At 65.8% G+C, this 11,600-nt stretch carries 10 protein-coding genes; 4 read left to right on the forward strand and 6 right to left on the reverse strand.

From position 1 onward, the window contains the following. Positions 1–67: 67 nt before the first annotated feature. Positions 68–1,909 (reverse strand): dihydroxy-acid dehydratase, encoded by a 1,842-nt coding sequence (ilvD, locus tag AC0Z2B_RS10360; RefSeq protein WP_416427386.1) that lies wholly within the window; start codon positions 1,907–1,909, stop codon positions 68–70. Positions 1,910–2,371: 462 nt separating this feature from the next. Between ilvD and mgtE the strand changes: the two genes are divergently transcribed. Continuing rightward, a complete protein-coding gene (gene mgtE / locus AC0Z2B_RS10365) occupies positions 2,372–3,418 on the forward strand; it encodes a magnesium transporter (RefSeq protein WP_473004794.1) in 1,047 nt (348 codons plus the stop codon). Positions 3,419–3,525: 107 nt separating this feature from the next. Here the strand turns inward: mgtE and AC0Z2B_RS10370 are convergent, their stop codons facing one another. Both AC0Z2B_RS10370 and AC0Z2B_RS10375 read right to left on the reverse strand, forming a co-directional pair. Next, on the reverse strand, positions 3,526–4,692 hold the full coding sequence (locus AC0Z2B_RS10370) for an MFS transporter (RefSeq protein WP_476296494.1): 1,167 nt from the start codon (positions 4,690–4,692) through the stop codon (positions 3,526–3,528). A gap of 213 nt (positions 4,693–4,905) precedes the next feature. After that, entirely contained in the window at positions 4,906–6,102 is a 1,197-nt protein-coding gene (locus tag AC0Z2B_RS10375; protein ID WP_008364826.1) for a class I SAM-dependent rRNA methyltransferase, read from the reverse strand. A 341-nt stretch (positions 6,103–6,443) separates the two neighbouring features. Here AC0Z2B_RS10375 and AC0Z2B_RS10380 point away from each other — a divergent pair, with 341 nt between their 5' ends. From AC0Z2B_RS10380 to AC0Z2B_RS10390, 3 genes are all read left to right on the forward strand, one after another. Then, positions 6,444–7,256 (forward strand): HDOD domain-containing protein, encoded by an 813-nt coding sequence (locus AC0Z2B_RS10380; RefSeq protein ID WP_476296502.1) that lies wholly within the window; start codon positions 6,444–6,446, stop codon positions 7,254–7,256. A 30-nt stretch (positions 7,257–7,286) separates the two neighbouring features. Then, on the forward strand, positions 7,287–8,099 hold the full coding sequence (gene mutM, locus AC0Z2B_RS10385; RefSeq protein WP_416427382.1) for a bifunctional DNA-formamidopyrimidine glycosylase/DNA-(apurinic or apyrimidinic site) lyase: 813 nt from the start codon (positions 7,287–7,289) through the stop codon (positions 8,097–8,099). A gap of 87 nt (positions 8,100–8,186) precedes the next feature. Then, positions 8,187–8,531, forward strand: coding sequence for a multidrug transporter (locus AC0Z2B_RS10390; RefSeq protein WP_416427380.1), 345 nt, complete (start codon positions 8,187–8,189; stop codon positions 8,529–8,531). Between the two features lie 12 nt (positions 8,532–8,543). On the opposite strand, the gene ggt is transcribed toward AC0Z2B_RS10390, so the two are convergent. From ggt to coaD, 3 genes are all read right to left on the reverse strand, one after another. Next, positions 8,544–10,229, reverse strand: a complete 1,686-nt coding sequence (ggt, locus tag AC0Z2B_RS10395) for a gamma-glutamyltransferase (protein ID WP_476296496.1) — start codon at positions 10,227–10,229, stop codon at positions 8,544–8,546. A 26-nt stretch (positions 10,230–10,255) separates the two neighbouring features. Beyond that, positions 10,256–10,507, reverse strand: a complete 252-nt coding sequence (locus AC0Z2B_RS10400; protein ID WP_003195146.1) for a YfhL family 4Fe-4S dicluster ferredoxin — start codon at positions 10,505–10,507, stop codon at positions 10,256–10,258. 105 nt (positions 10,508–10,612) lie between these two features. Next, the gene (gene coaD / locus AC0Z2B_RS10405) at positions 10,613–11,092 is read right to left on the reverse strand and encodes a pantetheine-phosphate adenylyltransferase (RefSeq protein WP_416427378.1); all 480 of its coding nucleotides are present in this window, start codon (positions 11,090–11,092) and stop codon (positions 10,613–10,615) included. Between the last annotated feature and the right edge of the window lie 508 nt (positions 11,093–11,600).

The raw sequence follows: 11,600 nt of genomic DNA on the forward strand, positions 1-11,600 counted from the left end.
CTGCGTCACGGCCCGCACGCGGTGCCTGTGACGCGGCCTGGCGGCCGCTGCTACAGAGTTGGTTGGCTTACAGCCCGTCCAGCATCGCCTTGTTGCGCACCGCGCCCTTGTCGGCGCTGGTCGCCAGCAGGGCGTAGGCCTTCAGCGCGGTGGTCACCTTGCGTGGGCGGACTTCGGCCGGCTTCCAGCCTTTCTTGTCCTGTTCCACGCGGCGTGCCGCCAGTTCTTCATCGCTGACCAGCAGGTTGATCGAACGGTTAGGGATGTCGATCAGCACCTTGTCGCCGTCCTGCACCAGGCCGATGGCGCCGCCAGCCGCCGCTTCCGGCGAGGCGTGGCCGATGGACAGGCCCGAGGTACCGCCCGAGAAGCGGCCGTCGGTCAGCAGGGCGCAGGCCTTGCCCAGGCCCTTGGACTTCAGGTACGAGGTGGGGTACAGCATTTCCTGCATGCCCGGGCCGCCTTTCGGGCCTTCGTAGCGGATGATGACGATGTCGCCTTCCTTCACTTCGTCGGCGAGGATGCCGCGCACGGCGCTGTCCTGGCTTTCGAAGATCTTGGCGTTGCCTTCGAACACATGGATGGACTCATCCACGCCGGCGGTCTTCACCACGCAGCCGTCCAGGGCGATGTTGCCGTACAGCACGGCCAGGCCGCCTTCTTGCGAATAGGCGTGCTCGAAGCTGCGGATGCAGCCGTTCTCGCGGTCGTCGTCCAGGGTTTCCCAGCGGGTCGACTGGCTGAAGGCGGTCTGGGTCGGGATGCCGGCCGGGCCTGCCTTGAAGAAGTGGTGCACCGCTTCGTCGTTGGTCTGGGTGATGTCCCACTTGGCGATGGCTTCTTCCATGCTGCGGCTGTGCACGGTCGGCAGGTCGGTGTGCAGCAGGCCGCCACGGGCCAGCGAACCGAGGATGCTGAAGATGCCGCCGGCGCGGTGCACGTCTTCCATGTGGTACTTCTGGATGTTCGGCGCCACTTTGCACAGCTGCGGCACCACGCGGGACAGGCGGTCGATGTCGCGCAGGTCGAACGCCAGCTCGGCTTCCTGGGCGGCGGCCAGCAGGTGCAGGATGGTGTTGGTCGAACCGCCCATGGCGATGTCCAGCATCATGGCGTTCTCGAACGCCTTGAAGTTGGCGATGTTGCGCGGCAGCACCGACTCGTCGTTCTCGCCGTAATAGCGCTGGCACAGCTCGACGATGGTGCGGCCGGCCTGCAGGAACAGCTGCTCGCGGTCGCTGTGGGTGGCCAGGGTCGAACCGTTGCCCGGCAGGGCCAGGCCCAGGGCTTCGGTCAGGCAGTTCATGGAGTTGGCGGTGAACATGCCCGAGCACGAACCGCAGGTAGGGCAGGCGCTACGCTCGTACTCGGCGACTTTCTCGTCAGAAGCGCTGGAGTCGGCGGCGATGACCATGGCGTCCACCAGGTCCAGGCCGTGGCTGGCGAGCTTGGTCTTGCCGGCTTCCATCGGGCCGCCGGAGACGAAGATCACCGGGATGTTCAGGCGCAGGGCGGCCATCAGCATGCCGGGGGTGATCTTGTCGCAGTTGGAGATGCAGACAATGGCGTCGGCGCAGTGGGCGTTGACCATGTATTCCACGGAGTCGGCGATGATCTCGCGGCTCGGCAGCGAATACAGCATGCCGTCATGGCCCATGGCGATGCCGTCGTCGACGGCGATGGTGTTGAATTCCTTGGCCACGCCACCGGCGCGTTCGATCTCGCGGGCTACCAGCTGGCCCAGGTCCTTCAGGTGCACGTGGCCCGGGACGAACTGGGTGAACGAGTTGGCGATGGCGATGATCGGCTTCTTGAAGTCGGCGTCCTTCATCCCCGTGGCGCGCCACAGGGCGCGGGCGCCGGCCATGTTGCGGCCGTGGGTGGACGTTTTCGAGCGATAGTCAGGCATGGAGCACTCCGGGCGGCTAATCAGGTATCAGTAAGGGAGTGAGCTTCTCTTGTCCTTTGCAGCGGCGACAGGTAGCTGCCACTGCGGATGAGGTCGGTGACGCTGCAGGATCGCTGCGCGCTCGACCGGAGCTCATAAACCCGCCGGGGGATGATTGGCGATGAATAGCTCGATTCTACACCGCTGGCGGCCGGATGGAATGCCATGAACGACCACGTGCGTCTGGCCGGCGATTTGTAGGACGTTTCTGATTTTGCCGGAAGGGGTATTTAAGCCTTGCTTACCTGGTTACTATCCCCGCGCCGCATGTGCGGCTGACGAGAAATCATCCCCATGGACCACCCCAGTTTAAGTTCCTTCGAGAACCACATTCTGGCCCCGACCGCAGCGGCGGCGGGCCTGCCTGTGAGCTGACGCGTCCGCTCGCCAGGCAGCCCTGCGCCGCTGACTGGAGAGCAACACATGACTACCCTGAACTACGAAATCGATTCGCAACGCAGCCGTGCCCAACTGGAGCGCGAAGACCTGCGCAAGCTGGCCACCTACCCCGAGGACAGCGCCGGCGCGCTGATGACCAGCGGCTATTCCACCGTGGGCGTGCACCTCAGTGCCGCCGAGGCCATCGACAGCCTGCGCCGCGAGGCGGCCGACGCCGACACCATCTACCAGACCTACGTGCTCGACGAGCAGCGCTGCCTGCTGGGCACCCTGTCCCTGCGCGAACTGATCCTGGCTGCGCCGCAGGTGCGTGTGGGCGACCTGATGATCACCCCGGTGATCAGCGCCCGGGTCGATGCCGACCAGGAAGAGGTGGCGCGGCTGATCCGCCATCACGACCTGCTGGCCCTGCCCATCGTCAACGGCGACGGCGCGCTGGTAGGCATCGTCAGCTGTGACGACGCCATCGACGTGGTGGTGGAAGAGGCCACCGAGGACTTCCACAAGGGCGCGCTGATCGGCAAGCACCTGGGCAACATCGCCACCGCCTCGGTGGGCGTGCTGTACCGCAAGCGCGTGCTGTGGCTGGTGCTGCTGGTGTTCGGCAACCTGTTCTCCGGCGCCGGCATCGCGGCGTTCGAAGACGTCATCGCCGCCAACATCGTGCTGGTGTTCTTCCTGCCCCTGCTGGTGGACAGCGGCGGCAACGCCGGCGCGCAATCGGCCACCCTGATGGTACGTGCCCTGGCGACAGGCGACGTGGTCATGCGCGACTGGCTGCGCCTGCTGTGGCGCGAATGCTCCGTGGCGCTGTTCCTGGGCGTGACCATGGCCGTGGCCGTGGCCCTGCTGGGCGCCATCCGCGGCGGCTGGGACATTTCATTGATCGTCGCCAGCAGCATGCTGGTCATCGTGCTGATCGGCAGCCTCATCGGCATGAGCCTGCCGTTCATGTTCAGCCGCCTGCGCATGGACCCGGCAGTGGCCAGCGGCCCGCTAATCACCTCCATCGCCGATGCGGCGGGGGTGTTGGTGTACTTCGGGATTGCTTCGATGGTGCTGGATCTCTGAAGCGCGATTGCAGCGTTTTGCCGCACGGTAGGAGCCGACCTTGGTCGCGATGCAGGCGACGCGTTTGTTCAGGCGCGGCCTCATCGCGAGCAAGCTCTGCTCCTACCCTATGGTTTTGTATAAAGGCGGTGGGTGGTGATCAGGCCGATCAGGCATAACGCCAGGAAGGCTACCCCCAGCATCATTTCAAAATCGGCCGCCACCAGGCTGATCGCCGCGCTGCCTAAACCCCCTGCCACCAACACCAGCGTGTTCAACACCGACGCCGATGCCCCCGCGCTTGCCGGCACCAGCTCCATGGCGCGGGAGGTGGCGGCCGGGCGGGCGATGGTGGTGCCGGCGGTGCAGATCATCATCGGCAACAGCACGGTCGCCACGCTGCGTTCGGTGGCTAGGCCCAATACCAGCATGGCCAGGCCTGCGGCGCCGATCAGCAACAGCCCGGTGAACAGCTGGTGGCGGTGGCTGACGCTGCGGCTCATGTGGCTGGCCAACAGGCCGCCCAGCACATAGGCCGCGCCATAGCCCAGCAGGGTCAGGCCGAATTCAAGCTGCGACAGTTGGAAGTAGTCGAGGAAGATCAACGGCGAGATGGCAATGAAGGCGAAGTGGCAGGTAAAGGCAATCGCCGCAATCAATGAGAAGCCCATGAAAGCCGGGTTGAGGAACAATTCGCTGTAGGTTGCCAGCAGGGTTTGGCTTTTCCGAACGGCGCCACGGGCGGGCGGCAGGATGCGTATGGCCTGTATCAGCACGCCCAGGGCGATCAGCGTGAATACATGGAAGCTGGCCTGCCAGCCGAACAGATGCTGCAGCAACGCCCCCGCCAAGGGCGAAAGCGAAATCAGCACGCCGCTGGCGCTGGTGACCAGGATGCGCGCGCGTTCCCGCTCGCGGCCTTCGAACAGATCCTGCACCAGTGCATTGAGCAGCACGAAGCAGCCGCAGCCGATGGCTTGCACCGTGCGGAACGCTATAAAGCTGGCGAAGGTGTCGGCGTTCGCGCAGCCAATCGCGCCGATGATGGAAATCCCCAACCCCAGGATCAGCAGCCCCTTGCGGCCAACCCGGTCAGACAGTGGGCCGAGCAAGAACTGCGACACGGCAACCCCGATGGCGAACACGCTGATGGACAGGGCGATGTCGTGGGTGGGGGTGGCGAAATGAGCAGACAGCGCGGGGAAGGAGGGCAGGACGACGTCGAGGGGGAAGACGGCGAGCAGAACCATGGCCAGCAGCAGTGCCATGACGGAGCGTTTATGCGGAGCAGACATGAGCCAAGCCTTTTTGACAACGAAGGCTACTCGCATCCAAATCGTGGTCAATAGCGGCTAGATCACGAAATTTCCCAAGTTTTTGTAGGAATAATCGTAGCCGCTGCCGCAGGCTGCGCTGGCCCTGTGCCTCGCTGAAGATCTGCAGCGAACACATGGGCCAGCGCAGCCTGCGGCAGCGGCTACGCGGCATTTCTCATCGCTGGGCAGGTATCAGCTATTGGGCAGCAACCGGCAGGTAATGCTCTTGATGTAGCGAGTTTCCGGGATGGCCGGGTGTACCGGGTGGTCCGGGCCCTGGCCGCCGCGTTCCAGCAGCTGGATGTTGCGGTCTAGGTGGCGGGCGCTGGTCAGCAGGATGTTCTGCAGGTCGTCTTCAGGCAGGTGCATGGAGCACGAGGCGCTGACCAGGATGCCGTCCTTGCTGAGCAGGCGCATGGCCTGTTCGTTCAGGCGGCGGTAGGCGCCTTCGCCGTTCTTCAGGTCTTTCTTGCGCTTGATGAAAGCGGGCGGGTCGGCGACGATCACGTCGAAGCGCTCTTCGGAGGCCTTCAGTTGCTTCAGGGCTTCGAACACGTCGCCTTCCACGCAGGTGACCTTCTCGGCGAAGCCGTTGAGGGCGGCGTTGCGCTCAACGCCGTCCAGGGCGAAGCCCGAGGCGTCGACGCAGAACACTTCGCTGGCGCCGAAGGCACCGGCCTGCACGCCCCAGCCACCGATGTAGCTGAACAGGTCGAGCACGCGCTTGCCCTTGACGTACGGGGCCAGGCGGGCGCGGTTCATGCGGTGGTCGTAGAACCAGCCGGTCTTCTGGCCTTCCATGACCGGGGCCTGGAATTTCACGCCGTTTTCTTCCAGGTCGACCCACTCAGGCACCACGCCGAAGGCGGTTTCCACGTAGCGTTCCAGGCCTTCGGCGTCACGGGCGGCCGAGTCGTTCTTGAACAGGATGCCGCTGGGCTTGATGACCTGGATCAGCGCGGCCATGACGTCGGCCTTGTGCTGTTCCATGGTGGCCGAGGCCAGCTGTACCACCAGAATGTCGCCGAAACGGTCGACAACCAGGCCCGGCAGCAGGTCGGAATCGCCGTACACCAGGCGGTAGAACGGCTTGTCGAACAGGCGCTCGCGCAGCGACAGGCAGACGTTCAGGCGGTGCACCAGCAGCGACTTGTCCAGCGGCAGCTTGGCGTCGCGCGACAGCAGGCGGGCGCAGATCAGGTTGTTGGGGCTCATCGCGACGATGCCCAGCGGCTTGCCACCGGCGGCTTCGAGCACGGCCTGGTCGCCGGCCTTGAAACCATGCAGGGGCGTGGCGGCTACGTCGATCTCGTTGCTGTAGACCCACAGGTGACCGGCGCGCAGGCGGCGGTCGGCATTGGCTTTGAGGCGAAGGCTGGGCAGGGACATGAAGTCGCTCCGGGGAAAAAAGAGCGGGAGTATAGCGTGAACGCAAATGGCAGGCTTGCCCGCTTGACGAATAGCCGCGTAGCAGCTGCCGCAGGCGGCGTCAGGCCCCCGCGCGGTTCGGCTGGAAATACGTGGCGCCGGTGGACGCGGCCTGGCGGCCGCTGCTACGGGGTATCGGTTTTGATACGTGAAAGGTAGTGGCCACTTGTCATGAAACAGATAGCTAGCGGTTGTGCCGCCGCCCCTCGCAAGGGTTAAAATCGCACCTCAGTCCAGAGTGTGTACTTATGTCCCAAGAGCTTTCAGAAGAACAGATCCAGCAGGCCTTGCAGGGGATCAGTGTGCCGCCTCAACCGCAGATCATGGTAGACCTGCAGATGGAGCAGTACATGCCCGACCCGGACCTGGAAGTGATCGCTCGTCTGATAGCGCAGGACCCGGGCCTGTCGGGGGCGCTGCTGAAAATCGTCAACTCGCCGTACTACGGGCTGTCGAACAAGATCGCCTCCATCCAGCGCGCGGTGAACCTGCTGGGCAGCCGCTCCATCATCAACCTGATCAACGCCCAGTCGATCAAGGGCGAGATGAGCGACGAAACCATCGTCACCCTCAACCGTTTCTGGGACACCGCCCAGGACGTGGCCATGACCTGCCTGACGCTGGCCAAGCGCATCGGCTCCCAGGCGGTGGACGAGGCCTACGCCCTGGGCCTGTTCCACGACTGCGGCATTCCGCTGATGCTCAAGCGTTTCCCCGACTACATGAGCACCCTGGAGCGCGCCTACGCCAACGCCGGCCCCGAACTGCGCGTGGTGGACACCGAAAACCAGGCGTACAACACCAACCACTCGGTGGTGGGCTACTACACCGCCAAGTCCTGGCGCCTGCCCGAGCACCTGGGCAACGCCATCGCCAACCATCACAATGCCCTGGCGATCTTCAGCGATGACTCCAACCAGAACAGCCAGTTGAAAAACCTGCTGGCGATCCTGAAGATGGCCGAACATATCTGCTCGTCGCACCGGGTGCTGGGCAACCAGAACGAAGACCACGAGTGGAACACCATCAGCCATCTGGTGCTCGACTACGTCGGCCTGTCGGACTACGACTTCGAGAACCTGAAGGAATCCATCCGCGAGCTGGGCGCGCGCTGACGCTACCCGCCGCTCTGCAACGAGCCTTCCATGCCTGAATTGCCTGAAGTCGAAACGACCCGCCGGGGCATTGCGCCCCACCTTGAAGGGCAGCGCGTGAGCCGCGTGATCGTGCGCGATCGCCGCCTGCGCTGGCCGATCCCCGAAGATCTGGACACGCGGTTGTCGGGGCAGAAGATCATCGGCGTCGAGCGGCGGGCCAAATACCTGCTGATCAACGCCGAGGTCGGCACGTTGATCAGCCACCTGGGCATGTCCGGCAACCTGCGCCTGGTGGAAGTGGGCCTGCCGGCGCTCAAGCATGAGCACGTGGACATCGAGCTGGAGTCGGGGCTGGCGCTGCGCTACACCGACCCGCGGCGCTTCGGCGCCATGCTCTGGAGCCTGGACCCGCTCAACCACGAGCTGCTGGTGCGCCTGGGGCCGGAGCCGCTGACCGCGCTGTTCGACGGCGAGCGGCTGTTCCAGCTGTCGCGCGGCAAAAGCATGGCGGTGAAGCCGTTCATCATGGACAACGCCGTGGTGGTGGGGGTGGGCAACATCTACGCCACCGAAGCGCTGTTCGCCGCTGGTATCGACCCGCGCCGCGAGGCGGGTGGCATTTCCCGGGCGCGCTACCTGAAGCTGGCCATCGAGATCAAGCGCATCCTGGCCATGGCCATCGAGCGTGGCGGCACCACCTTGCGCGATTTCATCGGCGGAGACGGCCAGCCGGGCTACTTCCAGCAGGAGCTGTTCGTCTACGGGCGCGGCGGCGAGATGTGCAAGGTGTGCGGCAGCACCCTGCGCGAGGTGAAGCTGGGCCAGCGCGCCAGCGTGTACTGCCCGCGCTGCCAGAAGTAAGCGGTTACGCGCCGGGCCTGACAACCCGGCAGACGCTGATATAGTGAAGAATCAAGTAGCCGCAAACGCCCGCAAAAGGACTGTGCCATGAATTGCTTCCGTACCCTGTCCCTCGTACTGATGCTGTGCCTGGGCCTGCAGGCCTTGCCCAGCCTGGCCGACGAACTGCAGGAAAGCAGTGGCAGCGGCGACCCGGTGTACCAGGTGCAGAGCCCGCCCGCTTTTTCGATGATCGCCGACCTGGTCATTGCCCGGCCCTTGCTGATTGCCGCCACGGCCATCGGTGCGGCGGTGTTCGTGGTGTCGCTGCCGTTCACCGCCCTGGGCGGCAACGTCAAGGACGCCGGCAAGGCGCTGGTGGTCGACCCCGGCAAGGCGGCGTTCGTGCGCTGCCTGGGCTGCACCGGCGACGGCTACGGCAAGCGCCAGTAACCGTCACGCCGGTCACGGGTTGGCCGGCATCACCTCGGAAACACCTACGCCACGCGGGTCGCTGGCGGCTTCCACCTTGCCATTATCCTTGTGCCACAGCAGCACCTGCTGGTTGCCGTAGGCGCGGCCGGCCTGCTTGAGGCTGTAGCCGCGGCCTTGCAGCTCGGCCAGCTGGGCAGCGGTGAACGCACCCGGCTCGTACTCCACCACATCCGGCAGGTACTGGTGATGGTAGCGCGGCACGGCCGGCCAGGTTGGCACCGGCTGGCCATCCAGGTACTGCAGCATCGCCAGCAGCACCATGCTCGGGATGCGACTGCCGCCCGGTGTGCCGAAGGCGGCAAAATCCGTCGGGCTTTCGATGAAGCTGGGGCTCATGCTCGACAGCGGGCGCTTGCCCGGCGCCACGGCGTTGGCCTGGCTGCCGGCCAGCCCGTAGGCGTTGCTGCCGTGGGGGTCGGCGGCGAAGTCGTCCATTTCGTCGTTAAGCACCACCCCGGTGCCAGCGGCGGTGAAGGCGGCGCCGAACGGCAGGTTCACCGACAGCGTGGCGGCCACGGCGTTGCCCTGGTTGTCGAGCACGGCGAAATGGGTGGTGTGCTCGCCCTCGCGCCAGGCCGGGGCGGGCGGCAGGTCGGCGCTGGGCGTGGCTTGCTGCGGGTCGATGCTGGCGGCCAGGCTTTTCAGGTAGGCGGGGGAAAGTAGCGCCTGGGTCGGGTTGTTGACGAAGTCCGGGTCGCCCAGCTGGCTGCGGTCGCGATAGGCGCGGCGCAGGGCTTCCACCACGTAATGCACGCGCTGCACCGGCTCGGCCTGGCGCCACGGCACCTGCTGCAAGATGGCCAGCGACTGGGCCAGGGCGATGCCGCCGGCCGAGGGCGGCGGGGCGCTGATCAGCTCGCGTTGGTCGGCCAGGGCAAAGCGCAGCGGCGCGCGGCTGGCCACCTGGTAGTCGGCCAGGTCCTTCAGGGTCCAGATGCCGCCGCCAGCCTGCACCGCCTTGACCAGCGCCTGGGCGGTGGCGCCGGCGTAGTAGCCATCGCGGCCCTGTTCGGCGATGCGGGTGAGGGTTTGCCCCAGCTCGGGTTGGCGCAGCACTTCGCCGACGGCCGGTACCTCGCCATCGCGCAGGAACAGGCGCGCGGTTTCCGGGTCGTCGCGCATGGCCGCCAGGCGCGCGGTGGCCCAGGCGCGGTACACGCGGTCCACGGCAAAGCCCTTGTTGGCCAGGCGGATGGCCGGCGCCAGGGAGTCTTTCAGCGGCAGCTTGCCGTAATGCGCGGCCAGTTCCACCAGCGCCGCGGGCAGGCCGGGGATGCCGCTGGCCAGTGCGCCGGTGGTGGACAGCCCCGGTTGTTCCTTGCCGTCGCGCAGGTACATGTCGGCGCGGGCTGCAAGCGGTGCTTTCTCCCGGGCATCCAGGAAGCGATAGGCGGCCGGGGTGCCGGCCTGGCGCAGCAGGAAGTAGCCGCCACCGCCCAGCCCGGAGGCGTAGGGCTCCACTACCGCCAAGGCGGCACTGATGGCAATGGCGGCATCGAAGGCGTTGCCGCCCTCGGCGAGGATTTTCTGCCCGGCGGCGGTGGCCTGCGGGTGAGGGCTGGCGATGGCCGCCGCAGCCGGCAGCGGCTGGGCGTGGGCCAGGGCGGAGCAGCACAGCAGCAACGCGCCGAACAGCAGTGAGCGGGTGTTCGGCATGGGCGGCTCCTCCTTGAGCGGCAAGATCAGGCTTTGCCGGTGATCTTGCGGTATTTCTCCATCAACTGTTCTTCTGTTTCCGGGTGGGCTTCATCCAGGGGGATGCAGTCGACCGGACACACCTGCTGGCACTGCGGTTCGTCGTAGTGGCCGACGCACTGGGTGCACAGGTTCGGGTCGATCACGTAGATCTCCTCGCCTTGGGAAATCGCCGCGTTCGGGCACTCGGGTTCGCAGACGTCGCAGTTGATGCAATCGTCGGTGATGATCAGGGACATGGGTACTCCGGCCGGGGCCTTGGCCCGGGCATATGAACACTAATGTGCGCAATTGTGCCGCATAAGCGCGCGCAGTGCACGCTTATGCAAGGCGGCCGGCACTGGCTATTTCTTGAAGCGCAGGGTCAGCGCCTCGGCCACGGCCGGGTGCACGAACTTGGTGATATCGCCGCCCAATGCCGCTATTTCCCGGACCAGGGTCGAGGAAATGAACGAATAACGCTCCGACGGGGTAAGGAACAGGCTCTCGACGTCGGGCGCCAGCTGGCGGTTCATGTTGGCCAGCTGGAACTCGTACTCGAAGTCCGAGACCGCACGCAGGCCGCGCAGGAACACGTTGGCACCCTGCTCCTTGGCGAAGTGCGCCAGCAGGGTAGAGAAGCCGACCACCTCGACGTTGGGCAGATGCTTGGTGACCTCGCGCGCCAGCTCGACCCGTTGTTCCAGGGGGAACAGCGGGTTTTTCTTGGGGCTCGCGGCCACGGCTATGACCACGTGGTCGAACAGGCGCGAGGCGCGTTCGACCAGATCGCCGTGACCCTTGGTGATGGGGTCGAAGGTACCTGGGTACAACACTCGGTTCATCGCGTCGTCCTGGCGGGAATCCGTTGGGGACTGGGATGGTATCGCAGCATTCCCGGCCGGCCAAGTCGGCGTGCAGGGTATATCGGACTATAGACAGGTTTGCCGTTCGCTGATTGCTAGCTGGAAATCTGTCCTTGTCTGCGGCCGCAGGCGCTGTGGCGGCGCCCGGCCAGGGCCGGCTTCTACCGCGGTTTCTATAGCAGCGGCCGCAGGCCGCGTCCAAGGCGCCGCGCTTTTCCCGGCACACCGCGGTGAATCCGGACGCAGCCTGCGGCAGCTGCTACGGGGGGTGCAACCCGCTGACCGCTCACGGCGTCAGGCAACGCGGTTTCCGTAGCAGCGGCCGCAGGCCGCGTCCAAGGCGCCGCGTTTTTCCCGGCGCACCGCGGGGAATCCGGACGCAGCCTGCGGCAGCTGCTACGGGGGGCGCGACCCGCTGACCGCGCACGGCGTCAGGCAACGCGGTTTCTGTAGCAGCGGCCGCAGGCCGCGTCCAAGGCGCCGCGCT

This window comes from Pseudomonas sp. GYB4201 (assembly GCF_056312595.1).

Bases quoted from the DNA above. Each gene is read 5' to 3' on its own strand.
- ilvD (WP_416427386.1), bottom strand. From the start codon at position 1,909: ATGCCTGACTATCGCTCGAAAACGTCCACCCACGGCCGCAACATGGCC.
- mgtE (WP_473004794.1), top strand. From the start codon at position 2,372: ATGACTACCCTGAACTACGAAATCGATTCGCAACGCAGCCGTGCCCAA.
- AC0Z2B_RS10370 (WP_476296494.1), bottom strand. From the start codon at position 4,692: ATGTCTGCTCCGCATAAACGCTCCGTCATGGCACTGCTGCTGGCCATG.
- AC0Z2B_RS10375 (WP_008364826.1), bottom strand. From the start codon at position 6,102: ATGTCCCTGCCCAGCCTTCGCCTCAAAGCCAATGCCGACCGCCGCCTG.
- mutM (WP_416427382.1), top strand. From the start codon at position 7,287: ATGCCTGAATTGCCTGAAGTCGAAACGACCCGCCGGGGCATTGCGCCC.
- AC0Z2B_RS10390 (WP_416427380.1), top strand. From the start codon at position 8,187: ATGAATTGCTTCCGTACCCTGTCCCTCGTACTGATGCTGTGCCTGGGC.
- ggt (WP_476296496.1), bottom strand. From the start codon at position 10,229: ATGCCGAACACCCGCTCACTGCTGTTCGGCGCGTTGCTGCTGTGCTGC.
- AC0Z2B_RS10400 (WP_003195146.1), bottom strand. From the start codon at position 10,507: ATGTCCCTGATCATCACCGACGATTGCATCAACTGCGACGTCTGCGAA.
- coaD (WP_416427378.1), bottom strand. From the start codon at position 11,092: ATGAACCGAGTGTTGTACCCAGGTACCTTCGACCCCATCACCAAGGGT.